A 20,258-nucleotide genomic window follows, 5' to 3' on the forward strand; every position below is an offset into this window, starting at 1 on the left:
ATGTCCGCCCTCGCCACGCAGGCCTTAGCCGGCAGCCGCGCGGAACTTCTCCATCAGGTACGGACCCGACTTGACCGGCGGGTAGGTGTCCGACCCGTCGAGCGGAGAGATCACCGCCTCCCAGTCAGGCTGGTGGAAGAAGGCGAGCGATTGCCGCGCGGGCTGGTCGGGCACCGCGACGACCCGGTGCAGGGTCGAGACCCAGCGGTTTGCCGTCCAGCGCGCCATCAGGTCGCCGATGTTGATGACAAAGGCGCCCTCGGGCGTGGGCACATCCATCCAGGTGTCGCTCATCTTGATCTGCAGCCCCCTGGACCCCGCTTGCGGCAGCAGGATGGTGAGCGAGCCGTAATCGGTATGCGCCCCGGCGCGCTGCTGGCCGGCCAGCGCAGCCCCACGGGTTTCAGGGTAGTAGAGCGCGCGCAGGGCCGACACCGGCTGGCCGATGTCGCCGTCGAAGAAGGTCCGCTCCAGCCCCAGCGCCTCGGCAAAGGCCGCCATGACGCGGGCGGCCAGCGCCTCCATCGCACGGTAGTAGCTTTCCCAGGCCTCGCGAAAACCGGGCATGTCCGGCCAGAGCGTCGGCTGGTAACAGAAGGCATAGGCGTCGGGGTCGGGCAGCCCTTCGGGGATCGTCAGGGGACCGCCGTTGAAGCTTTCCTTGAGGTCGGGGGGCGTGTCTTCGCCGCGCGATTTCGCGAGGGCCTCGCGGTCGGGGCCGAGCCAGCCGTAGGGGTAGCCGGGCGCCGGCGCGGCGATCTGGGCCTTCTCCTCGGGGCTCATCGCGAAGAACGCGCCGACGGCGGCCCATTGCGCGGTGATCACGTCGGCGTCGATGCCATGCCCTTCGAGCACGAGAAAGCCGATCTCCCGGCAGATGAGGTCAAGCTCTTCGCGTTGCCGGGCGCGGGCGTCCCCCTCAAGCTGTTCGAAGGCGCCGAGGTCGAAGGCGGGAAAGTCCATTGTCTGCTCCATGACCTGGATCGCGGCCATGCTGCGCGGCGGCGCCGGTCAGCGCAAGAGCAGTTGCGCCGCCACCAGCGCGATCAGCAAACCGGCGGTCAGTTCCAGCCCTGCGCGCAGCCATAGCGCGGTGCCGCTGCCGGAAAACCCGGCCATGGCCCCGCCGCGCAGCAGGACCGCGCCGCCGGCGACGACCAGCGTCAGCGTGGCGGTGCCAAGGCCCATGACCAGCGCGCCCAGCACGCCGAGGCCGAAGATGTCCATCCGCCAGGTCAGGATCAGCAGGAACAGCGCGCCGGTGCAGGGCCGCACCGCGACGGCGGCGATCAGCGCCAGCGCGTCGCGCCAGCCCGAGACGCGCGCCGCCTCGTCCAATGTCACGCCGTGGCGGTGGCCACAGGTTTGGCAGACCCCGTCGCCATGATGGTTGTGAGAGTGGTCATGCCCATGCCCGTGCCCGCCACCGCGCAGCGCCGTGAACAGCGCGCGGGCCCCGCGAAAGGCCAGCCAGAGCCCGATCAGGCCGATGGCCGCCGCGCTCAGGGCCTGCAACCCGCCTTCGGCCAGGCCCACCATCCGCTCGCGCGACCAGCCCAGCAGCAGCACGCCCGCGCCGACCAGCGCGACGGCGGTCAGTGCCTGGGCGAGGCTCGAGGCGACAGCCAGCCCGGCCAGCCGGGCAAAGGAGACCTGCCGCCCAAGACCGTAGCCGCCGATCAGCACCTTGCCATGCCCCGGCCCGGCCGCATGGAAGAACCCGTAGCTGAAGCACAGGGTCATCAGCCCGGCGACCGCGCCCGGCTGGCCGGTCTTGAGTGCCCGGAGTGCGCCCGCCAGCGCCTGCTGTGCCGCCCGTTGGCCATCGGCCGCCCAGCGGGCGAGGTGGTCCATGCCGCCGAATCCGACGAGCCAGGCCGCGAGGCCAAGCACGACCAGTGCCGCGGCGATCAGAGCCCCGCGCATATGATGCGCGCGCTGTCCGCGTAAAGATGGCCGATCTCGATTTCCTCGAAGAGCTCTTCGGTCGTCTGCCCGGTCATCTCTTCGACCGCCTTGTTGGCGGCGGCCTCGTCGGCCTCGTCGATACGCGCCGTGCAGCCCTGCGGCAGGCTGATCCCGGCCAGGCGGTAATCGACAAAATAGGTCGGATCGAAGGTGCGCAGGCTCAGCCCGTCCAGCGGCACCGGGTCGATCGCGCGGTAATGCGTGGCGATGATCCGGCCCTCTTCGACCCGCACGTCCAGCGGGGCCGGCAGGGACAGGGTCACCGGCCCGGCCGCGGTCTCGAGGTAGACATCACCTTCGAAGCCTTCGGGCCATTCGACCAGGTCGAACCCCTTGAGCCGGGCCAGCTCGTCCTCGGTCAGCACGCCGTCGGCCTCGGGGTCGAGGCCCATGTCCTCGAGGATCAGCAGGGTGAAGAAATCGTCGTAGCTCCAGCCGACGATCAACCCGGTGGCATGGCCCCGGGTGTCGGTCTCGATCTTGAGGGCGACATCCACCCAGACATGCGGATGGGCGGGCGCGGCCAGGGGCAGCACGAGGAAGGGCAGGGCGGCGAGGAGATGTGTCAGGCGCATGGCGCAAGCTCTAGACCGGCGTGCAGGCGCCGCCAAGGGGGTGCGGCGGAACAGGCAAACCCCCGCCGTCGCACTTATCCACAGCATCTGGTGGCGGGGCCCGTGACAAACCCCCTCAACTCGCGCAGATGCAGGTCGCGCGGTCTTCCCCCGCGCCTAGGGCTCTGCCATAGTGACGGCCAACCCAAAGAGACCGAGCAGCAGATGGCCGACGACCTATTGACCCCCGCCGATGCCGGCACCTATGACGCCTCTTCGATCGAAGTGCTGGAGGGGCTGGAGCCCGTCCGCAAGCGCCCCGGCATGTATATCGGCGGCACGGATGAACGGGCGCTGCACCACCTCGTGGCCGAGATCCTCGACAACTCGATGGACGAGGCGGTGGCGGGCTTTGCCAACCGGATCGAGGTCGAGCTGCATGCCGATTATTCGCTGACCGTGCGCGACAACGGGCGGGGCATGCCGTTCGATCCGCACCCGAAGTTCCCGGGCAAATCGGCGCTCGAGGTGATCCTCTGCACCCTGCACGCGGGCGGCAAGTTCTCGGGTAAGGCCTACCAGACCTCGGGGGGCCTGCACGGGGTCGGCGCCTCGGTCGTGAACGCGCTGTCGGATTCGATGGTCGTGCAGGTGGCGCGTGACCGCAAGCTGGTCGAACAGCGCTTCAGCCGCGGCATCCCGCTGGGCCCGGTCCAGGAACTCGGCGCCGCCCCCAACCGGCGCGGCACCATGACGACCTTCCACCCGGACGAGCAGATCTTCGGCAGCCACCGGTTTAAGCCCAAGCGGCTGCTGACCATGGTGCGGTCCAAGGCTTACCTCTTCTCGGGCGTGGAAATCCGCTGGAAATCGGCCATCGACGATGGCGAGACGCCGCTCGAGGCCACGTTCCACTTTCCCGGCGGCCTGGCCGATTACCTGGCCGAGACGCTGGGCAAGGCGACGACCTATTCCGACAAGCCCTTTGCGGGCGTGGTGGATTTCCAGGAGAAGTTCGGCGCGCCGGGCAAGGTGGAATGGGCGATCAACTGGACGCCCGCACGCGACGGCTTCATCCAGTCCTACTGCAACACGGTCCCGACGCCCGAGGGCGGGACGCATGAATACGGCTTCTGGACGGCGGTGCTGAAGGGCATCAAGGCCTATGGCGATCTGGCCAACAACAAGAAGGCCGCGCAGATCACCCGCGAGGACCTGCTGACGGGCGGCTGCGCGCTGGTCTCGTGTTTCATCCGCGAGCCGGAATTCGTCGGCCAGACCAAGGACCGCCTTGCCACGACCGAGGCGGCCCGGCTGGTCGAGGGCGCCGTGCGCGACCATTTCGACAACTGGCTGGCGGCGGATACGAAATCGGCCGGGGCGATCCTCGACTTTCTCGTGCTGCGCGCCGAGGAACGCCTGCGCCGCAAGCAGGAGAAGGAGACGGCGCGGAAATCGGCCACCAAGAAGCTCCGCCTGCCGGGCAAGCTGGTCGATTGCTCGACCGGGACCCGCGACGGGACCGAGCTGTTCCTGGTCGAGGGCGACAGCGCGGGCGGCTCGGCCAAGATGGCGCGCAACCGCAAGACCCAGGCGCTGCTGCCCCTGCGCGGCAAGATCCTGAACGTGCTGGGCGCGGCCTCGAGCAAATTGGGATCGAACACCGAGATCTCGGACCTCACCCAGGCGATCGGCACCGGGCTGGGGACGCGGTTCAATCTCGACGAGCTGCGCTACGACAAGATCATCATAATGACAGACGCGGACGTGGACGGGGCGCATATCGCGGCGCTTCTGATGACCTTCTTCTACACCCAGATGCGGCCGCTCATCGATAATGGTCACCTCTACCTGGCCTGCCCGCCGCTCTACCGGCTGACGCAGGGCGCCAAGCGCGTCTATTGCGCCAACGAGATCGAGCGCGACGAATGGCTCGCCAAGGGGTTGGGCGGCAAGGGCAAGATCGACGTCTCGCGCTTCAAGGGCCTGGGCGAGATGGACGCCAAGGACCTGAAAGAGACCACGATGGACCCGGCCAGCCGCGTGCTGATCCGCGTCAGCATCGACGAGGACGAACCGGGCGAGACCGGCGACCTGGTCGAGCGGCTGATGGGCAAGAAGCCCGAGCTGCGGTTCCAGTACATCCAGGAGAACGCGAAGTTCGTGGAAGAGCTGGATGTGTGAGCCGGCGGCCGTCGGGATGTCGGGTGGGGTTTCACCCCACCTCTCCCCGGTGAGGATTTGTTAACCATCCCTGACGCATGCTCAGGACATGCTTGGGCCCGTCCATTTCCAGACCCCAAGGACATGCGCATCGTCGCCGACGAGATCGCGCGCGGCCAGGATATCACGGCGAGCCATCTGATCCGCGGCTGTTCCCGCCTCGTGGACCGCTTCGGCGCCGCGCTTTGCGGCCACGCCCACACCTGGATCGCCGAACGGGTGCTGAACCGGCAGGCGGATGACCACGCCGAGGTCCTCGACCCAACCGAAACGTGACCCCCGCCGCCCGCGCCCCATGATACACATTATACATGCGTGCGCTTTTCCTCTCGCTGGCCCTCGCCGCCGGCCCCGCCTTGGCCCAGGACACCGACCTCGAGCTGGTGCTGCTGGCCGACGCCTCCGGCTCCATCGACAGCACCGAGATCGCGCTGCAGCGGCAGGGCTATGCCCATGCGATCACCGACCCCACGGTCCTCGCCGCCATCGCGAACACCGCTTACGGAGAGATAGCCGTCACCTATGTCGAATGGGCCACCAACCAGGCGGTGGTTGTCGACTGGATGCGCATCGACGGCCCCGAGAGCGCGCAGGCCTTTGCCGACGCCCTGCTGGACCAGCCGCGCCTGGCCTATGGGCGCAATGCCATCGGCGCCGCCCCGCTGGAAGGGCTGCGGCTGATGGACGACAACGACATCGACGGCTGGCGCCGGGTGATCGATTTCTCGGGTGACAGCATCAACAACTACTCCGGTCCCCCGATCGAGGAGGCCCGGCAGCGGGTGTTGGCCGCCGGGGTCACGATCAACGCCCTGCCGATCCTGCGGCCGGGCGATCCGGGCCGCGCCCATGGCGGGCTCGAGGCGCTGTACGAAGAGCGCATCATCGGCGGGCAGGGTGCCTTTGTCGTCACCGCCGACAGCCGCGAGGCCTTTGCCGAGGCCGTCCGGCGCAAGTTGATCCTTGAAATCTCGGGAACGATTCCCGGCGCGCCGGCCGTCGCCTCGCGCTGAGCGTGCGTTCTTCGCGACTCGTCGCGCGAAAGGCGTCCTGCGCAGGGCCAATCTTCCAGTCACATGACCCGAAAACGCCGGTCCGGATGTAACACAAGGACCGCACTGGCCCTTTTTTGATTTTTTTCCGAGTCGCCTCTACACCTTGATCTCACGCGCCTGTGAGGAGCATTTCGGTTAAGTTTCGCCCATAGGTCGCATCGTGCGACCCGGGGTAATCGAGCCTCGCAGGGGGCGGACGGTCTGTGTGCGCGGGTGCACATATTAATCGTCGATAGTTTGCGGAACGTGGCCGTTCAAGGCCCTGAATCTCAAAACTAATACAGGATCACGAGGACGGGAGCGGGCTTGCGGGGCGAGGCATCATCGCACAAATCACTCTCACAACGAACGGCAACGTTCACAGCCAAACGAAAGGAACTACCCATGAAACGCTTTGCACTCGCAGCCGCCACCGCAGCCATCGCCATCACCGGCGCTGCCCATGCCTTCCCCGGCCAGGCACCCGGCGAGGCCAACTTCCAGATCAACATCGAAGAGTTCAACGCCCGCACCGCTCCGGTCGACGGCGCCTTCCCGGGCCAATCGCAAGTGGCACAGAACCAGGACCCCGATGCCGGCATCGCATATGAAGTCGAACGCATTGGCCGGTTTGCCGTGGTCGAGGACTACGCCCGTTTCAACCTGACCGCGCCGCAGGCCGGCACCGTCTACGGCTATGACAACGGCAACATCTACGTCGTGTCGGAAGCCACCGGTGACTCGGTCCGCCTGGTGGGCGATGCCCGCACGCTCACCAAGTGATCTGACGATCCTGTCGTGAGACCGGGCCGCGCGGGCAACTGCGCGGCCCGAAACGTTTTTCCGCCCCCCCTGTCCCTCGCGCGTTTCGTACAGGCCGCTTGCCAAGGCATGGCCGCGGGACTAACGCTTGGCCAGTCGGACCGCTCCGACCCGGCACCGCGCGGCGGGCCGCCCCTTTTTCATGGATGACATCGATGGATTGGACCAAAGGCAGGTTCTCGTGGCAGGCGCGGGTGCACCTGCCCGCGCTGGCGCATGTGGCGCCGGCGAACGGCGTCACGCTGGTCTTTGCACCTGAAGGACGCGGTCTTGCCCCGCTGAGCGAAGAGGAACGCGCCCTGGCCGAATGGGTCCCGGCCCATCATGCCGACCAGGCACGAACGGTTCAGAAGGCCGTGCTGGCCGAATACAAGGACGCCTGTTCCTGGGTCGCGGACGTCCAGGGCGCCAGCTTGCCCGTCATCTCGGGGCCCGAGGCGCTGGGGCAGGTGGTGACGCTGAAGAAGATCTTCGTCCACCAGGTGTCGCGCGATGGGCGCCCCTACGTCGGCTACCAGTTCGAGTGCGCCTGGGACGGCGAACATGGGCTCGGCGTGTTGATGCACGGCCAGCGGATCGTCGAGCGGGGCGGGGCGGATTGCGCCTTCCTGCTCTGGATGGCCGAGGAGGATGCCGCCTCCGTGGACCGCTGAGGCGCGACACGAAAAAGGGCCGGCCCTAAGGCCAGCCCCTTGTTCTTCACGCGTGGCGCGCGATCAGCTGATGCGCGCCTGCCATTGATCCACTTCGCGCTCGGCCTCGGCGCGGGCCTTGCCGTAGCGTTGCTGGATCTTGCCGATCAGCTGCTCGCGGTCGCCGCGCGCCTCGGCCAGGTCGTCATCGGTCAGCTCGCCCCATTCGGAACGGGCCTTGCCCTTGAGTTCGGTCCACTTGCCCTGGATCTGGTCCCAGTTCATGGTCGTCTCCTTCCTGCGTATCAGCGGCGAAGAGCGCCGCCTCTCACCCAGTCAACGCACCATCCCCGGCTAGGTTCCCTGGCCGATCCGGCGCCCCGCAACCGGGAATTGATCCCGGTCAAGGACGGGATGTAACGGGGCTGTTACCCTGCGCCCGACACCGCTTGGACCCAGGAGAGATGCATGGCCGACACACCCCCGACCTCGAACGGACAGGCCCCGGCCGCCACCCCCGGTGCCGCGGCCATTGCCGCCCCGGCCGCGCTGCCGGCCACCGCGAAGCCCGCGCCGCACAAGATGCCCGCGCCGACGCCCGACGACGTGCGCCTGGCCTTCGAGAACGGCACCTATCCCTATGACACGCGCCTGTCGCGCCGCAGCTACGAGGCGCAGAAGGCCAAGCTGCAGGCCGAGCTCTTGAAGGTGCAGCTTTGGGCGCAGGAGACCGGCCAGAAGATCGTGCTGCTGTTCGAGGGCCGCGACGCCGCCGGCAAGGGCGGCACGATCAAGCGATTTACCGAGCATCTGAACCCGCGCTCGGCCCGCGTCGTCGCGCTGAACAAGCCGACCGAGATCGAGAAGGGCCAGTGGTTCTTTCAACGCTACATCGAGCATCTGCCGACCGCCGGCGAGATCGTGCTCTACGACCGGTCCTGGTACAACCGCGCCGGGGTCGAGCGGGTGATGGGCTTTTGCGAGCCCAACGAATACCTCGAGTTCATGCGCCAGACGCCCGAGCTGGAGCGGATGCTCGTCCGCTCGGGGATCAAGCTATACAAGTACTGGTTCTCGGTCACCCAGGCCGAGCAGCAGGCGCGGTTCCAAAGCCGCGAGACGGATCCGCTCAAGCAATGGAAGCTGTCGCCGATCGACAAGGCCAGCCTCGACAAGTGGGACGATTACACCGAGGCGAAGGAGGCGATGTTCTTCTACACCGACACGGCGGACGCGCCCTGGACCGTAGTCAAATCGAACGACAAGAAGCGGGCGCGGCTGAACTGCATGCTGCATTTCCTCGACAGCCTCGATTATCCCGGCAAGGACCTGCATGTCGCCCATGCGCCCGATCCGATGATCGTCGGCGGGGCGGGGCACGTGATCCACCGCGCCGACCACATCCTGGGCACGGCGATGCACCCGGACCTGCGCAAGAGCTAGGGCAGCATCCGCTGCACCGGCCAGAGCTGGCGGAAGGTCTCTGCCAGCCAGCCGGTGAGCGGTTCGGGCGGCGCGTCGCCATCGCGCCAGAGTGTCAGCGACTTGCGCCGCAGCAGCAGGCTGCGCGGGTGATCGGCCGGGTAGGGGGCGGGGACGCGCTTCAGCTCGGGCTCGGACAGGCGCATCCCGACCGCGACCAGCCGGTCGACCTCGGCCGCCAGCGCGGCGCCTTCGGGACCATCGACCGTCTCGCGCCACGTGGTCAGGGCATCCTTGTCGAACCCCATCCGACCGCCGCCGCAGGTGATGTAATCGGGCGAAACGCCAAAGAACCACTGCGCCCCGCCGCTTTGCCACAGCAGGTGCAGATGCGTGTGATAGGGTGTCTTGTCCTTGGAAAACCGCACGTCCCGGTTCGGTCGGAACAGCTTGGTCTCTGTCGGCGTGTCAGTGATCGCCGTGAGCTTCCCCGCCATGACGTCCAGCAGCGCCGTGGCCGGCGCCTTCAACTCGGCGTCGTACCGCGCCTTCCGCGCGGTGAACCAGTCGCGCTCGTTGTTCGCGGCCAATTCGCGCAGAAAGGCGCGGGCCTTCGGGACAAGATCCTGGAACGGGTCGGTCATGGCACTCCCTCCGGTCGCTGTGCGCAGTTGAACGGCCCGCCCTGCGCGGGTCAAGTGCCCGGGCGGCTTGCCGGATCGGCGCCCCGCGGCTAAAGGCGGGGCATGAGCCAGATCCTGTCCCCCCTTGCCCATGCGCGGGCCCTGCTGATCCTCGGCCTGCCGCTGGTCGGCGGGCACCTGGCGCAGTTCCTGATCGGGCTGACCGACACGATCATGGTCGGCTGGTACGGGGTTCCGGAACTGGCGGCGCTGACGCTGGCGGCTTCGCTGTTCATGACGCTGTTCCTGTTCGGCTCGGGCTTTGCCTGGGCGGTGATGCCGCTGGTCGCCAGCGCCGCGGTGACCCGCGATGACGTGACCATCCGCCGGGTGACGCGCATGGCGCTGTGGCTGTCGGGGCTGTTCTTTGTCTGCGTGATGCCGCTGCTCTGGTGGTCGGCACCGATCCTGCGCGCCATCGGGCAGGAGCCCGAGGTGGCCGCCAACGCCCAGGTCTACCTGCGCATCGCCGGCTGGGGCATGGCGCCCGCGCTGGGCGTCATGGCGCTGAAAAGCTACCTTGCCGGGCTCGAACACACCCGCGTGGTGCTCTGGATCACCGTGGCGGCGGCTGTCGCCAACGGGTTTGGCAACTACGCGCTGATCTTCGGCAACTGGGGCGCGCCCGAGCTGGGCATCCGTGGCGCCGCCATCGCCTCGCTGCTGTCGCACCTGACGGCGCTGGCGGGGGTGGTGCTGTATGCGCGGCGCAAGTTGCCGCAGCACCAGCTCTTCGTGCGCTTCTGGCGGCCGGATACCGAGGTCATGGCCCGGGTCTTCCGCCTGGGCTGGCCGATCGGGGTGACCACCCTGGCCGAAGTCGCCCTCTTCGCCGCCAGCGCAGTGATGATGGGCTGGATCGGTACGGTGTCGCTGGCCGCCCACGGGATCGCGCTGCAGCTCGCCTCGGCGTCCTTCATGATCCACCTCGGGCTCAGCAACGCGGCGACGATCCGCGCCTCGAACGCCGCCGGGCGCGGAGACCTGACCCAGCTGCGCCGCGGCGCCTGGGTCGTCTCGGTGCTGTCGCTCATCGTGGTGGCCCTCACGACCGTGCTCTTCCTCGCGCTGCCCGACCAGCTCATCGGCCTCTTCATCGACCCCGCCGAGCCGCGCCGCGCCGCGATCCTCGAGGTCGGCCGGATCCTGCTGGCCCTCGCGGCCCTCTTCCAGCTCGCCGACGCGATGCAGGTGATCCACGTGGGCGTGCTGCGCGGTCTTCAGGACACGCGCGTGCCCATGGTCATCACGACGATTTCCTACTGGGCCATCGGCCTGACCTGCAGCTATACGCTGGCCTTCTTCGTCGGCTGGGGCGCCACGGGCCTCTGGCTGGGCCTCACCTTCGGCCTGACCTGCGCCGCCATCGGCCTCGCCACGCGCTTCTGGACCTCCGCCGCCCGCCTGCTCCCGGCGACCGCCTGATCGCTGCGCCGCCCCAACCCTTCATCGTTTTGCAAATACCTCGGGGGTCCGGGGGCTGGCCCCCGGGTCCGACCGCTGGCCCAGGCCCGACACCTGGCCTGACCGCTGCCGCCATCCTTCATTGTTTTGCAAATACCTCGGGGGGAGGCGCCCGTGGCGCCGGGGGGCTGGCCCCCCGCGGCTGCGCCGGCTTGCCGGCGCAGCCGCCCCGGTCGGATCGCCCCGCGATCCGAAACCGGGACGGAAAGCTAGTCGTCCCGTCCCAGCCGGTCGGCCTTCTTGCGCACCAGGACCGAGCGCAGGTCATGCATCGCCAGCAGCAGCCGGTCGGTGATCTCCTCGAGCTGCTCGTCCGTCGCCTTGGACTGGATCCACTGCGTCGTGGTGTTGAGGTAATCGATGGCCCGGTGGATGTCGTCGAGGTCGCGCTGCGCCAGCAGCGCCGCCCGCTCCTGCATCCAGTTCGCGATGGCGGCCTCGTCGGCGGGGGTCAGCGGCCGGTCGCCCTGCGCCTTGACCTCGCCGTTGCGCACGTTGACCACGGCGATCTGGTCCATCTCGATCCGCCGATGCCGGTTCTCGGTATCCACGCGGAACACCGCGGCCCCCTTGTCGCGGATGCGGAAGTAATATTCGGGCAGGCTGCTCATGACCGCATCCCCCTCATGTCAGCCCGGCGCAGAAGCGCTCGATCCGGGTGCAGGCCTCGTCCAGAACGTCGTCCGCCACGGCATAGCTGACGCGGAAGTTGGGCGACAAGCCGAAGGCCGCGCCATGGACCACGGCCACGCCGGTTTCGGCCAGCAACGCGCTGACGAAGGCCTCGTCATCCGCGATCAGCGTGCCGCCCGCGCTGGTCTTGCCGATCAGCCCGGCAATCGACGGGTAGATGTAGAACGCACCCTCGGGCACCGGGCAGGTGACGCCGTCAATCGCATCCAGCCGCGCGCAGATTATGTCGCGCCGCCGCTGGAACGCCACCCGGAAGTCGTCGAGAAAGCCCTGCGGCCCGTCCAGCGCCTCGAGCGCGGCCCATTGCGAGATGGTGCAGGGGTTCGAGGTGCTTTGCGTCTGCATCTTGCGCATCGCCGCGATCAGCCAATCGGGGCCCCCGGCATAGCCGATCCGCCAGCCGGTCATGGCATAGGCCTTGCTGACGCCGTTGACGGTCAGCGTCCGGTCGTAAAGGCCGGGCTCGATCTGCGCCGGGCTTCGGAACTCGAAATCGCCATAGGTCAGGTGTTCGTACATGTCGTCGGACATGACCATCACATGCGGATGGCGCATCAGCACATCCGTCAGCGCCTTCAGCGCCTCGGGGCCGTAGCCCGCCCCGGTGGGGTTGGAGGGCGAGTTGAAGATCAGCCACTTGGTCGCCGGGGTGATCGCGGCCTCGAGCGCCTGCGGCGTGATGCGGAAACCATCCTCCAGCCGCCCCTCGACGATCACCGGGGTGCCGCCCGCGACCGTCACCATGTCGGGGTAGCTCACCCAGTAGGGCGCGGGCACGATCACCTCGTCGCCGGGGTTCAGCGTCGCCATCAGCGCGTTGAACAGCACCTGCTTGCCGCCCGTGCCGACGTTGATCTGGGCGGGGGAATATTCCAGCCCGTTCTCGCGGGCGAACTTGCGGCAGATCGCCTTCTTCAGGTCCAGCATCCCGTCGGGGGCGGTGTACTTGGTGTGCCCCGCTTCAATCGCGCGGATCGCGGCGGCCTTGATATGCGCCGGCGTGTCGAAATCCGGCTCTCCGGCGCCCAGGCCGATGACGTCCTGGCCCGCCGCCTTCATCTCGAGCGCCTGGGTGCTGATCGACACGGTCGCCGACGGCTTGATCTTCTGCAATGTCGCGGACAGGCGCTGCATCGCCGCCTCCTGCTTTGAATTCCCCGGCCCCATGTCATAGGTTGCCCCCGAAAGCCGTTCAAGCGGGAACGGCAGAAGGGAAGAGACATGACCGATCACAGCGATGATATTGACTGGTACGGCCCCGACATGGCCACCTTCGGCGACCGCCTGGCCGCCGCGCGCGACGCGGCGAAACTGAGCCAGGCGCAGCTGGCGCGGCGTCTTGGCGTGCGGGTCAGCACCCTGCGCGGCTGGGAAGAAGACCGGACCGAGCCGCGCGCCAACCGCCTGTCGATGCTGGCCGGGTTCCTCAACGTGTCGATCGTCTGGCTGCTGACCGGGGAAGGCGACGGCGTGGCGGCCCCCGACCAGGCCGACGGCTCGGCTGATATCGCCTCGGCCCTGGCCGAGCTGGCGCAGCTGCGGGTCACCCTGCGCGAGGCGCTGGACCGCGCCGGCCGGCTGGAAAAGCGCCTGCGGGCGGGGCAAGAGGCGGCCTCGTCTTGACCGGCGAGACCCGCGAGATCCGCGAAAAACGCCTGCGGATGCGGTCGATGCGGCGAGGGATCAAGGAAATGGACCTGCTGCTGGTCGCCTATTCCGCCGCGCAGCTTTCGGGCATGGACGATGCGACGCTGGATCTTTACGACCGGCTGCTGCACGAGAACGATCAGGACCTCTATGCCTGGGTGACCGGTCGCGTGCCCGCGCCCGTGGAGTACGGGGCCATGGTGGCCGAGATCTCGCGCGCGATCAGCGACGCCTGAGTCAGGGCGCTTTTTTCTGCCCGGATTTCGCGCAATTTTGTTGGTCTTCGTGTAGGTTTAACTGATTATTCGGGTTTTCGCGCCAGTGTCCCCGCCAAGGATCACGTGGCGGAGATGACGATGAGCTTACACAAACCCATGGCGGCGACGGGTCCGGAACAGCAGTTCATGGCCAGCTACCTGGACGCGTTGTCTCTGGTCGAACGGCTGCATCGGCTGCTGCTCGACGTGATAAAGGACGAATTCGAACGGGTGGGCGTGCTGGACATCAACGCGGTGCAGGCGCTGCTGTTGTTCAACATCGGCGAGAACGAGGTGACGGCGGGCGAGCTCAAGTCGCGCGGTTATTACCAGGGCTCGAATGTCAGCTACAACCTCAAGAAGCTGGTGGAAATGGGCTACATGCACCACCAGCGCTGCGAGATCGACCGCCGCTCGGTCCGCGTGCGCCTGACCGAACGGGGGCGCGAGATTCGCGACATCGTCTCGGGCCTGTTCCAGCGCCATGCCGAGGGGCTGATGTCCAAGAACGTGGTCGGCCCTGACGGGTTTGACCAGATCACCATGTCCCTGCGCCGGGTCGAGCGTTACTGGACCGACCAGATCCGCTATATCTACTGACCAGCGCGCCGGTTCGGCTCGACCGGTCCGCAGGCAGAGCCAGGCGCGTCTACCGATCAGACCACGGCGTCGGGTTGGCGATGGTCTTGATCCAGGGCCCGGGCGCAACCGGGTCGAGCGACCCGAGAATCAGCACGCTAAGTTCCTTTTTCAGCTTGCGCACCATTGCGGCCTCGAAATCCTCGAACCCCAGTGCCGTCTCGAGAAACGCGCCAAGTCCGTGCAGCACGTAGGTCCGGTAGTACCCGCCCAGCGAAGCGGTGGTCATCCGCGACTGGAAGCTGTCGTCATTCGTCTCGGAGCTGATCACCAGCCCGTTCACCACCAGCCAGTCGGGCAGGCCCTTCTTGACGTCGCGCGGGTGGCGGCCGGTGTTGGCGATGCCGTCGCCCGAGAGGTCCAGCACCCGCTTGGGGCACTCGGCCCGGTCGCTCAACAACTGGCGCCCCAGCTCCAGCGCCTCGCCGATCGCGGTCGAGGGGTCGGCCTTGGCCCGCAGCGTTCCGGCCAGCCGTCCGGCGACCCCTTCCAGCGTGGCGGGGGTGTCGATCGGGGTCCAGGGTTGCAGCAGGCGCTGGTCCGAGGGGCCGGACCATTCGTAGACCGCCAGCCAGACCGGCGCGCCGGGATCGGCCAGGAAGGCCTCGCGCACCTCGGGGTGCAGCAGCGCCGCCGCCAGCCCGTCCAGTTGCAGCCGGTATTCCTGCGCATCGACCGAGCCCGAGACATCCAGCCCCAGCGCCAGCGCCTGCCGGCAGGGCGCAGCCTCGGCGCCGGTGGCCACGAGGGCCAGCGCCAGCAGGGCGGCGCGGATCATCCCTCGTCCCCGCGCGCGGGCAGGACCAGCGCGCCGAATGGGCCGGGCAGGTCCGGCCCATCCAGCCCGCCGACGGCCTTGGACCTGAGCTCGCGCAGGAGCTTGCGGCGCATGGCGCGTTCGTAATCCTCGAACCCCTGCGCCACCTCGATGAAGGCGCCGGGGCCGCGCAGCACCTCGGTCCGGTAATAGTCGATCAGGTCGACCTCGGCCTCGAACTCGGCCGCGTTGATCACCAGCCCGTTGACCGTGACCCCGGCAAAGGGGAACTCGCGGTAGGCCGCCTCGGGGCCGAAGCCCTCGTTGTTCTTGCCGTCGCCCGAGACGTCGATGACCTGCCACAGGCAGGGCGGGGCGCGGCGCAGCATGGTCGCGCCGTATCCCAGCGCATATCCCAGCGCGGTCGGAAAGTTGTTGGTGCTGCGTTCGCTGCGCCCGATCTGCTGCGCCGCGATCAGCAGGTCCTCGGCGCTGTCCACCAGCACCCAGTCCAGCAGCACGGCCTGCCTGTGCCGCCCGCTCCACTCATAGGCCGCCAGCGCGACGGGCAGGGGGTCGCCCAGGAACGCCTCTTGCACCTCGGGCGCGATCAGGGCCGAGGCAAGGCCGCTGCGCTGCAGCGTGTCCTCCTCGGCATTCACCGAGGAGGAGATGTCGAGCGCCAGCAGCAGGGCCAGCCGGCAGCCAACCTGCGCCGCCGCCGCACCCGGCACCAGCGCAGTGGCCAGCGCCAGCCCTACCAGTGCCCGGTGTTTTCCATGCTGGCCCATGGTTCCTGCGGCTCCTTCGCATCGCCGGCCTGGAGAAGCTCGATCGAGATGTTGTCGGGTGAGCGGACAAAGGCCATGTGGCCATCGCGCGGCGGGCGGTTGATCGTCACGCCGGCGTCCATCAGCGTCTGGCACATGGCGTAGATGTCATCGACCTTGTAGGCGAGGTGGCCGAAGTGCCGGCTGTCCGAGGGCAGCCCGTCGTCGCCGTCCCAGTTGTAGGTCAGCTCCACATCCGCCGTTCCGTCCGCCTGGCCCGGCGGGCAGAGGTAGACCAGCGTGAACCGGCCCTTTTCGCTTTCATGGCGGCGGCGTTCTTTCAGCCCCAGCATTTCGTAGAAGGCGATGGATTTCTCGAGATCCTTCACACGGACCATCGTGTGCAGGTAGGTGATCGACATGGGTCTCTCCTTGGTCTTCGCGTTGGACCGAGTGTAGGGCCAGCGCCGGGAAAGCCAATGCTCAGAATGCGGATTCGATACCGAGCCGGACCGACACGCCTTCGGTTTCGAAGCGGGTCACGTTCGAGGTCTGGCGCTTGCCGGTCACCGTGACCACGGGAACAAAGCCGGCATAGCCGAGGTCGTCGAACCGCGCGCGTGCCGTCAGCGACAGGCTGCGATCCTCGCGCCCGCCGGGCACCTTGACGGCCACCAGCCCCAGCCCGGTCAGGCCCACGACGCGGTAATCGGGGTAGTCCGTGACCCGCCCGTCCAGCGAAAAGGTCATCCGTGCGGGCCCCCAGGCCTGCGCCGGGCTCCAGCTGAGCGACATCGAAAGCGACTCGTTGTCGAAATCAGGGCCGGTGCGGTCCTCGGCCTCGTATCCCAGCGACAGGCCCAACGTGCCCGCATCACCCACCCTGGTGCGCCAGCCCGCGCCCAGCCGGATCTCGCGCCCCTCGGGGCGGGAGGACAGCGGGAAATCGCGCTGCTCGGCCGTGGCATAGGCCGAGACATGGCTGCGCGGGGTCAACAGGGCGCCGTAGCCCAGCTCGATGCGCCGGTAATCGTAATAGGGCTCGCCGCCGTAGGTGACGGTGCCAAGCGCGAGCCCGGCCGAAACGTCGATGGTCTCGGTCAGCGGCTGGCGGCGGCGCAGCGACAGCTCGAGCTGGGTCATGTCGTAATCGCCCGCCTCGGCGGTCGGGGCCTTGTCGCGGGTTTCCTCGGTCAGCAGAACACGCTGCGCATAACCCAGCAGCGACACGGTCGTCGCACCCTCGGCCCGCTGGTCGCTCAGCCGGTAGCTGAGCCGCGCCTGGGTGGTGACCACGTTGCCGGGCAGGGCCTGGGCATCGCTGCTGAGCGAGCCGAAATAGCCGTCGACCCCGTCCACGTCGTTCAGCGCGCTGCTGGACCCGTTGTTGAAGTTCGTCGAGGGCGAGACCGAGAAGCTGAACGAAAAGCTCAGCGGGTTGACCTGCCGCAGCATCCGGTAATCGCGGGCGATGGCGGCGCGGGCGGCCTCGTTCGGGGCGTTCTCGTAGGTGCGGCGCAGCCAGAGCTGCCCCAGCGTGTAGTGCCTGGCATCGACCGAGGCCCCGGCGGCGATCTGCGCGGCCTGGAACCGCTGCAGCGGGCTGCTGGCCAGCCGGTAGGATCTTGCCGCGGCCTGCCGCGCCTCGACCGGGCGGCCAAGCGCGCGGTTGGCGCGGGCGAGGATGTAATGCGCTTGGCCATCGTCCGGCGCGGCCTTGATCAGCCCCAGCGCCAGCGCGCGGGCGAGGTCATAGCGCCCGTCCGCGGCGGATTTCATCATCAGGATGCGCGCCTCGCCCTTGGGGATGGTCACCATCTCGGGGGCAGGGGTCGGGGATTCGGGCGCCTGGGCCAGGGCGGCGAGCGGCAGGGCGACAGCCGTCAGCGCACTGGCCAAAAGCCTGCGCAGCGCCGTCCGGCCCGCCCCCGCCCATGCCGTCATTACTTATCCACTTGGCTGCAGACGCTTTCGTTCGAATGCTGGGTCCCGCAGCGTTCCAGCACGAAGACACCCCATTCCAGCTCGTTCTCGTAGCCGAGCGGGTCGCCCTCGCCGTCCCATTCATCGAGCTTGAGCGAGCCCCCGAGCGCGCGGCTTTCGGGCCCGCCGAGGATGCCGGCGTAGTCGCCGATGTCCTTGTTGATCACGCCCTCGTACTCGATCGACGCGCCGTTGAACACGCCATCATCGCCAAGCTCCGTCGCGATCAGCACGATCGACGGCAGGGCCAGCCCGTTGTGCTCGAGCCGGCGGTTGTAGACGTTGCCCTCGACTTCCATGTCGTTGAAGTCGACGTTGATGAAGATGTCGCCGGTGGTCTGCGCCGCGCGGGTCGTGCGCAGCTCGTTCGGGGTGCCGGCATCGGGCACCTGCAGGATCGTGTAATCGTAAAGACCGATGTTGGTCAGGCCGGCGTACTTGCCGGCATAGGTGACCAGCCCCTCGTCCGGGCCCGTCGGCACCGGCTCGTAATCGCCGTCCCGCTCGAAATAGCCACCGCCGAAGATCCGGTTGCGCACGCCGCCGGTCACGGCGATGCCCGCGCGCACGACGCCTTCGAAGGTCGTGCCGCCCGATTGCAGCACCAGCGCGGTGGTGTGGCGGTCAAGCGGGTCGTCCTGCGCCATGTAGACGTGGTAGCCGTTGTAATTCGCGTCCTGGTCCGCGCGGCGGGTATAAAGCGTATTGAACGGTTCCTCGTCCAGCGTCAGCCCCTCGACCACCACGGTGTTCTGCAACGCGTTGTAATAGATCGCATCCAGGTCGCCGCGGATCGCGGCAGAGACCTCGACCTCACCGGTGTTGGTGCTGTCCGTCGACTCTTCGTTGGTTTCGGTGTCGCCCGAAAAAGGGTTCGTCCCGTCGCCTTCGCCACATGCCACCAGCAGCGCGCATGTCGCCATCAGGAATGAAATCCGTCCCATTCGTTTCTGCCTCGACTGCTCAAGGGGTCTTTCGCCCCGGTTTGCGGGCAAGGTCCCATCTGCGCGGGCATCCGTCAACGCTGGGGCGAGGAAAAATCGCCAAGTGCGGCCCTTTTGCCGCCACCACCTCTGGTATGGCGATGCCGGTTTCGGGCAAGATATGGGCCAGACCGACTCACGCCTCATCAAAAAGGATGACCCGATGCCGCTTTCCCCCGAACAGGCCGCCGAAATCGAAGAGCTGCGCGCGACGCCCCGCCCGACCCTGCGGACCGTGTCCGAGGGGATGGAGGCGCATCTCTACAAGGCGCGCCCGGTGCTGGACCATGGCTTCGTCCGGGTCATCGACTACATGGGCGACGACGCCGCCATCTGCCAGGCTGCGCGGGTGAGCTACGGCAAGGGGACCAAGTCGGTGCAGAACGACGAGGGGCTGATCCGTTACCTCATGCGGCACTGGCATTCGACCCCGTTCGAGATGTGCGAGTTGAAGCTGCACGTCAAGCTGCCGGTCTTCGTCGCCCGCCAGTGGATCCGCCACCGCACTGCCAACGTGAACGAATATTCCGCGCGCTACTCGATCCTCGACCGCGAGTTCTACATCCCCGAGCGCGACGCGCTGGCCGCGCAATCGGTGGTCAACAACCAGGGCCGGGGCGCGACGCTGAGCGGAGAGGAAGCCGACCGCGTGCTCGAGATCCTCAAGGGCGACGCCGCGCGCTGCTATGACCATTACCAGCAGATGATCTCGGACGACGGGCAGGACGGCCTCGCGCGCGAGCTGGCGCGGATGAACCTGCCGGCCAACATCTACACGCAATGGTACTGGAAGGTGGACCTGCACAACCTGCTGCACTTCCTCCGGTTGCGCGCGGACAGCCACGCCCAATACGAGATCCGCGTCTACGCCGAGGCGATCTGCGAGATGGTCGCCGACTGGGTGCCCTTCGCCTACCGCGCCTTCGAGGATTACCGGATGGGCGGCGCCACCCTGTCGAAACAGATGGTCGAGGCGGTCCGGCTGATGCTCAAGGGCGAAGAGGTCACGGCCGAGAGCGTCGGCATGTCCGCGCGGGAATGGCGGGAGATGATGGAGGTTGTGGGGTAAACACTTGACAGTTGAAGGCTAAATTTCTCAATAATCCCCAACATGCAATAAAGGGGACACCCATGAGCAGCCTGGAGGCCGCGCTTCAATCTCTTGCAATGAGAGTGCGCGAACACGCGGAAACGATCCAGACGGAGGAAGCTGTCAAGACTTCGGTGGTACTACCGTTTCTTCAGGCGCTGGGTTACGACATTTTCAACCCTTCTGAGGTTGTTCCAGAGTTCACTGCTGATGCAGTCGGGAAAAAGGGAGAAAAAGTCGATTACGCCATCCTGAGAGAGGGTGACGTCAGCATTCTGGTTGAATGTAAAGGGCTCGCCACGTCTCTGAACGAAAAACACCTGGCGCAGCTGTATAGGTATTTCACAGTTACAAACGCCCGCTTTGCGATCTTGACCAATGGTCGGGAGTATCGGTTTTATTCTGATCTCGAGGAGCCAAACAGGCTCGACAAGCGTCCGTTTTTTATTCTGGATATTCTGGACATTTCTGGGTTTTCAGTTTCCGAGCTTGCAAAATTTGCCAAGGCGAACTTTGATGTTAACAATATTTTGGCCCAAGCCGAGCGACTGAAATACGTAGTCGCCCCTGAACATCACGCAGCTGCGGCTCTGATGCCGCATTTCGGCCGCGGTAGAGCGATGATCGCACCGATCGC

The 20,258-nt window shown here is 67.2% G+C and carries 24 protein-coding genes; 12 read left to right on the forward strand and 12 right to left on the reverse strand.

Annotation, left to right across the window (positions count from 1 at the left end; genetic code table 11):
- Positions 1 to 24 precede the first annotated feature (24 nt).
- The 3 genes from MF270_RS02660 to MF270_RS02670 are packed head-to-tail and all read right to left on the reverse strand — an operon-like array spanning position 25 to position 2,543.
- Positions 25 to 963: an isopenicillin N synthase family dioxygenase gene (locus MF270_RS02660; RefSeq protein WP_238364295.1), complete on the reverse strand. Its 939-nt coding sequence runs from the start codon at positions 961 to 963 to the stop codon at positions 25 to 27.
- 48 nt (positions 964 to 1,011) lie between these two features.
- Positions 1,012 to 1,926, reverse strand: a complete 915-nt coding sequence (locus MF270_RS02665; RefSeq protein WP_238364296.1) for a nickel/cobalt transporter — start codon at positions 1,924 to 1,926, stop codon at positions 1,012 to 1,014.
- Complete coding sequence (locus MF270_RS02670) at positions 1,911 to 2,543, reverse strand: DUF1007 family protein (protein ID WP_238364297.1); 633 nt, start codon at positions 2,541 to 2,543, stop codon at positions 1,911 to 1,913. Before MF270_RS02670 ends, MF270_RS02665 begins: the two co-directional genes overlap by 16 nt.
- A 204-nt stretch (positions 2,544 to 2,747) precedes the next feature.
- On the opposite strand from MF270_RS02670, the gene parE reads away from it, so the two are divergent.
- The 5 genes from parE (at position 2,748) to MF270_RS02695 (ending at position 7,254) form a co-directional block, all read left to right on the forward strand.
- Positions 2,748 to 4,706, forward strand: a complete 1,959-nt coding sequence (gene parE, locus MF270_RS02675; RefSeq protein WP_238364298.1) for a DNA topoisomerase IV subunit B — start codon at positions 2,748 to 2,750, stop codon at positions 4,704 to 4,706.
- Positions 4,707 to 4,829: 123 nt separating this feature from the next.
- The gene (locus tag MF270_RS02680) at positions 4,830 to 5,021 is read left to right on the forward strand and encodes a hypothetical protein (RefSeq protein WP_238364299.1); all 192 of its coding nucleotides are present in this window, start codon (positions 4,830 to 4,832) and stop codon (positions 5,019 to 5,021) included.
- Between the two features lie 35 nt (positions 5,022 to 5,056).
- The gene (locus MF270_RS02685) at positions 5,057 to 5,758 is read left to right on the forward strand and encodes a DUF1194 domain-containing protein (RefSeq protein ID WP_238364300.1); all 702 of its coding nucleotides are present in this window, start codon (positions 5,057 to 5,059) and stop codon (positions 5,756 to 5,758) included.
- A 426-nt stretch (positions 5,759 to 6,184) separates the two neighbouring features.
- The gene (locus tag MF270_RS02690; RefSeq protein WP_238364301.1) at positions 6,185 to 6,562 is read left to right on the forward strand and encodes a hypothetical protein; all 378 of its coding nucleotides are present in this window, start codon (positions 6,185 to 6,187) and stop codon (positions 6,560 to 6,562) included.
- Positions 6,563 to 6,756: 194 nt separating this feature from the next.
- Positions 6,757 to 7,254, forward strand: coding sequence for a DUF6985 domain-containing protein (locus MF270_RS02695; protein WP_238364302.1), 498 nt, complete (start codon positions 6,757 to 6,759; stop codon positions 7,252 to 7,254).
- Between the two features lie 63 nt (positions 7,255 to 7,317).
- On the opposite strand, the gene MF270_RS02700 is transcribed toward MF270_RS02695, so the two are convergent.
- Entirely contained in the window at positions 7,318 to 7,518 is a 201-nt protein-coding gene (locus MF270_RS02700) for a CsbD family protein (RefSeq protein WP_238364303.1), read from the reverse strand.
- Between the two features lie 183 nt (positions 7,519 to 7,701).
- On the opposite strand from MF270_RS02700, the gene ppk2 reads away from it, so the two are divergent.
- Positions 7,702 to 8,676: a polyphosphate kinase 2 gene (gene ppk2 / locus MF270_RS02705; protein ID WP_418887853.1), complete on the forward strand. Its 975-nt coding sequence runs from the start codon at positions 7,702 to 7,704 to the stop codon at positions 8,674 to 8,676.
- Here the strand turns inward: ppk2 and MF270_RS02710 are convergent.
- Positions 8,673 to 9,299, reverse strand: a complete 627-nt coding sequence (locus MF270_RS02710; protein ID WP_238364304.1) for a TIGR02453 family protein — start codon at positions 9,297 to 9,299, stop codon at positions 8,673 to 8,675. The genes ppk2 and MF270_RS02710 overlap by 4 nt on opposite strands.
- A 102-nt stretch (positions 9,300 to 9,401) precedes the next feature.
- On the opposite strand from MF270_RS02710, the gene MF270_RS02715 reads away from it, so the two are divergent.
- Positions 9,402 to 10,763, forward strand: a complete 1,362-nt coding sequence (locus MF270_RS02715; protein WP_238364305.1) for an MATE family efflux transporter — start codon at positions 9,402 to 9,404, stop codon at positions 10,761 to 10,763.
- Positions 10,764 to 11,011: 248 nt separating this feature from the next.
- Here MF270_RS02715 and MF270_RS02720 read toward each other — a convergent pair whose 3' ends face one another.
- The gene (locus tag MF270_RS02720; RefSeq protein WP_238364306.1) at positions 11,012 to 11,413 is read right to left on the reverse strand and encodes a hypothetical protein; all 402 of its coding nucleotides are present in this window, start codon (positions 11,411 to 11,413) and stop codon (positions 11,012 to 11,014) included.
- A gap of 13 nt (positions 11,414 to 11,426) precedes the next feature.
- Positions 11,427 to 12,629 (reverse strand): pyridoxal phosphate-dependent aminotransferase, encoded by a 1,203-nt coding sequence (locus MF270_RS02725; RefSeq protein ID WP_238364307.1) that lies wholly within the window; start codon positions 12,627 to 12,629, stop codon positions 11,427 to 11,429.
- A gap of 87 nt (positions 12,630 to 12,716) precedes the next feature.
- On the opposite strand from MF270_RS02725, the gene MF270_RS02730 reads away from it, so the two are divergent.
- The 3 genes from MF270_RS02730 to MF270_RS02740 all read left to right on the forward strand — a co-directional run bounded on the left by MF270_RS02730 (position 12,717) and on the right by MF270_RS02740 (position 13,999).
- Positions 12,717 to 13,118: a transcriptional regulator gene (locus MF270_RS02730; protein WP_238364308.1), complete on the forward strand. Its 402-nt coding sequence runs from the start codon at positions 12,717 to 12,719 to the stop codon at positions 13,116 to 13,118.
- A 38-nt stretch (positions 13,119 to 13,156) separates the two neighbouring features.
- A complete protein-coding gene (locus tag MF270_RS02735) occupies positions 13,157 to 13,378 on the forward strand; it encodes a succinate dehydrogenase assembly factor 2 (protein ID WP_238364340.1) in 222 nt (73 codons plus the stop codon).
- A 120-nt stretch (positions 13,379 to 13,498) separates the two neighbouring features.
- A complete protein-coding gene (locus MF270_RS02740) occupies positions 13,499 to 13,999 on the forward strand; it encodes a MarR family winged helix-turn-helix transcriptional regulator (protein WP_238364309.1) in 501 nt (166 codons plus the stop codon).
- A 49-nt stretch (positions 14,000 to 14,048) separates the two neighbouring features.
- Here the strand turns inward: MF270_RS02740 and MF270_RS02745 are convergent, their stop codons facing one another.
- The 5 genes from MF270_RS02745 to MF270_RS02765 form a co-directional block, all read right to left on the reverse strand.
- On the reverse strand, positions 14,049 to 14,816 hold the full coding sequence (locus MF270_RS02745; RefSeq protein WP_238364310.1) for a DUF1194 domain-containing protein: 768 nt from the start codon (positions 14,814 to 14,816) through the stop codon (positions 14,049 to 14,051).
- Positions 14,813 to 15,586, reverse strand: a complete 774-nt coding sequence (locus MF270_RS02750) for a DUF1194 domain-containing protein (protein WP_238364311.1) — start codon at positions 15,584 to 15,586, stop codon at positions 14,813 to 14,815. Before MF270_RS02750 ends, MF270_RS02745 begins: the two co-directional genes overlap by 4 nt.
- Complete coding sequence (locus MF270_RS02755) at positions 15,553 to 15,987, reverse strand: VOC family protein (protein WP_238364312.1); 435 nt, start codon at positions 15,985 to 15,987, stop codon at positions 15,553 to 15,555. Before MF270_RS02755 ends, MF270_RS02750 begins: the two co-directional genes overlap by 34 nt.
- Before the next feature lie 61 nt (positions 15,988 to 16,048).
- Complete coding sequence (locus MF270_RS02760; protein WP_238364313.1) at positions 16,049 to 17,509, reverse strand: hypothetical protein; 1,461 nt, start codon at positions 17,507 to 17,509, stop codon at positions 16,049 to 16,051.
- Positions 17,509 to 18,492, reverse strand: a complete 984-nt coding sequence (locus tag MF270_RS02765; RefSeq protein WP_238364314.1) for a hypothetical protein — start codon at positions 18,490 to 18,492, stop codon at positions 17,509 to 17,511. Before MF270_RS02765 ends, MF270_RS02760 begins: the two co-directional genes overlap by 1 nt.
- 202 nt (positions 18,493 to 18,694) lie before the next feature.
- Between MF270_RS02765 and thyX the strand changes: the two genes are divergently transcribed.
- Both thyX and MF270_RS02775 read left to right on the forward strand, forming a co-directional pair.
- Positions 18,695 to 19,600: an FAD-dependent thymidylate synthase gene (thyX, locus tag MF270_RS02770; RefSeq protein WP_238364315.1), complete on the forward strand. Its 906-nt coding sequence runs from the start codon at positions 18,695 to 18,697 to the stop codon at positions 19,598 to 19,600.
- Positions 19,601 to 19,662: 62 nt separating this feature from the next.
- Positions 19,663 to 20,258, forward strand: a 596-nt coding sequence (locus tag MF270_RS02775) for a type I restriction endonuclease (RefSeq protein WP_238364316.1), incomplete at its 3' end; no start/stop codon positions are given.

It is taken from the genome of Mesobacterium pallidum (assembly GCF_019966535.1).
GTDB lineage: Bacteria > Pseudomonadota > Alphaproteobacteria > Rhodobacterales > Rhodobacteraceae > Mesobacterium > Mesobacterium pallidum.

What these genes read in the sequence shown, in the direction of transcription:
- MF270_RS02660 (WP_238364295.1), bottom strand. Translation starts at nt 963, where the DNA reads ATGGACTTTCCCGCCTTCGACCTCGGCGCCTTCGAACAGCTTGAGGGG.
- MF270_RS02665 (WP_238364296.1), bottom strand. Translation starts at nt 1,926, where the DNA reads ATGCGCGGGGCTCTGATCGCCGCGGCACTGGTCGTGCTTGGCCTCGCG.
- MF270_RS02670 (WP_238364297.1), bottom strand. Translation starts at nt 2,543, where the DNA reads ATGCGCCTGACACATCTCCTCGCCGCCCTGCCCTTCCTCGTGCTGCCC.
- parE (WP_238364298.1), top strand. Translation starts at nt 2,748, where the DNA reads ATGGCCGACGACCTATTGACCCCCGCCGATGCCGGCACCTATGACGCC.
- MF270_RS02680 (WP_238364299.1), top strand. Translation starts at nt 4,830, where the DNA reads ATGCGCATCGTCGCCGACGAGATCGCGCGCGGCCAGGATATCACGGCG.
- MF270_RS02685 (WP_238364300.1), top strand. Translation starts at nt 5,057, where the DNA reads ATGCGTGCGCTTTTCCTCTCGCTGGCCCTCGCCGCCGGCCCCGCCTTG.
- MF270_RS02690 (WP_238364301.1), top strand. Translation starts at nt 6,185, where the DNA reads ATGAAACGCTTTGCACTCGCAGCCGCCACCGCAGCCATCGCCATCACC.
- MF270_RS02695 (WP_238364302.1), top strand. Translation starts at nt 6,757, where the DNA reads ATGGATTGGACCAAAGGCAGGTTCTCGTGGCAGGCGCGGGTGCACCTG.
- MF270_RS02700 (WP_238364303.1), bottom strand. Translation starts at nt 7,518, where the DNA reads ATGAACTGGGACCAGATCCAGGGCAAGTGGACCGAACTCAAGGGCAAG.
- ppk2 (WP_418887853.1), top strand. Translation starts at nt 7,702, where the DNA reads ATGGCCGACACACCCCCGACCTCGAACGGACAGGCCCCGGCCGCCACC.
- MF270_RS02710 (WP_238364304.1), bottom strand. Translation starts at nt 9,299, where the DNA reads ATGACCGACCCGTTCCAGGATCTTGTCCCGAAGGCCCGCGCCTTTCTG.
- MF270_RS02715 (WP_238364305.1), top strand. Translation starts at nt 9,402, where the DNA reads ATGAGCCAGATCCTGTCCCCCCTTGCCCATGCGCGGGCCCTGCTGATC.
- MF270_RS02720 (WP_238364306.1), bottom strand. Translation starts at nt 11,413, where the DNA reads ATGAGCAGCCTGCCCGAATATTACTTCCGCATCCGCGACAAGGGGGCC.
- MF270_RS02725 (WP_238364307.1), bottom strand. Translation starts at nt 12,629, where the DNA reads ATGCAGCGCCTGTCCGCGACATTGCAGAAGATCAAGCCGTCGGCGACC.
- MF270_RS02730 (WP_238364308.1), top strand. Translation starts at nt 12,717, where the DNA reads ATGACCGATCACAGCGATGATATTGACTGGTACGGCCCCGACATGGCC.
- MF270_RS02735 (WP_238364340.1), top strand. Translation starts at nt 13,157, where the DNA reads ATGCGGTCGATGCGGCGAGGGATCAAGGAAATGGACCTGCTGCTGGTC.
- MF270_RS02740 (WP_238364309.1), top strand. Translation starts at nt 13,499, where the DNA reads ATGAGCTTACACAAACCCATGGCGGCGACGGGTCCGGAACAGCAGTTC.
- MF270_RS02745 (WP_238364310.1), bottom strand. Translation starts at nt 14,816, where the DNA reads ATGATCCGCGCCGCCCTGCTGGCGCTGGCCCTCGTGGCCACCGGCGCC.
- MF270_RS02750 (WP_238364311.1), bottom strand. Translation starts at nt 15,586, where the DNA reads ATGGGCCAGCATGGAAAACACCGGGCACTGGTAGGGCTGGCGCTGGCC.
- MF270_RS02755 (WP_238364312.1), bottom strand. Translation starts at nt 15,987, where the DNA reads ATGTCGATCACCTACCTGCACACGATGGTCCGTGTGAAGGATCTCGAG.
- MF270_RS02760 (WP_238364313.1), bottom strand. Translation starts at nt 17,509, where the DNA reads ATGACGGCATGGGCGGGGGCGGGCCGGACGGCGCTGCGCAGGCTTTTG.
- MF270_RS02765 (WP_238364314.1), bottom strand. Translation starts at nt 18,492, where the DNA reads ATGGGACGGATTTCATTCCTGATGGCGACATGCGCGCTGCTGGTGGCA.
- thyX (WP_238364315.1), top strand. Translation starts at nt 18,695, where the DNA reads ATGCCGCTTTCCCCCGAACAGGCCGCCGAAATCGAAGAGCTGCGCGCG.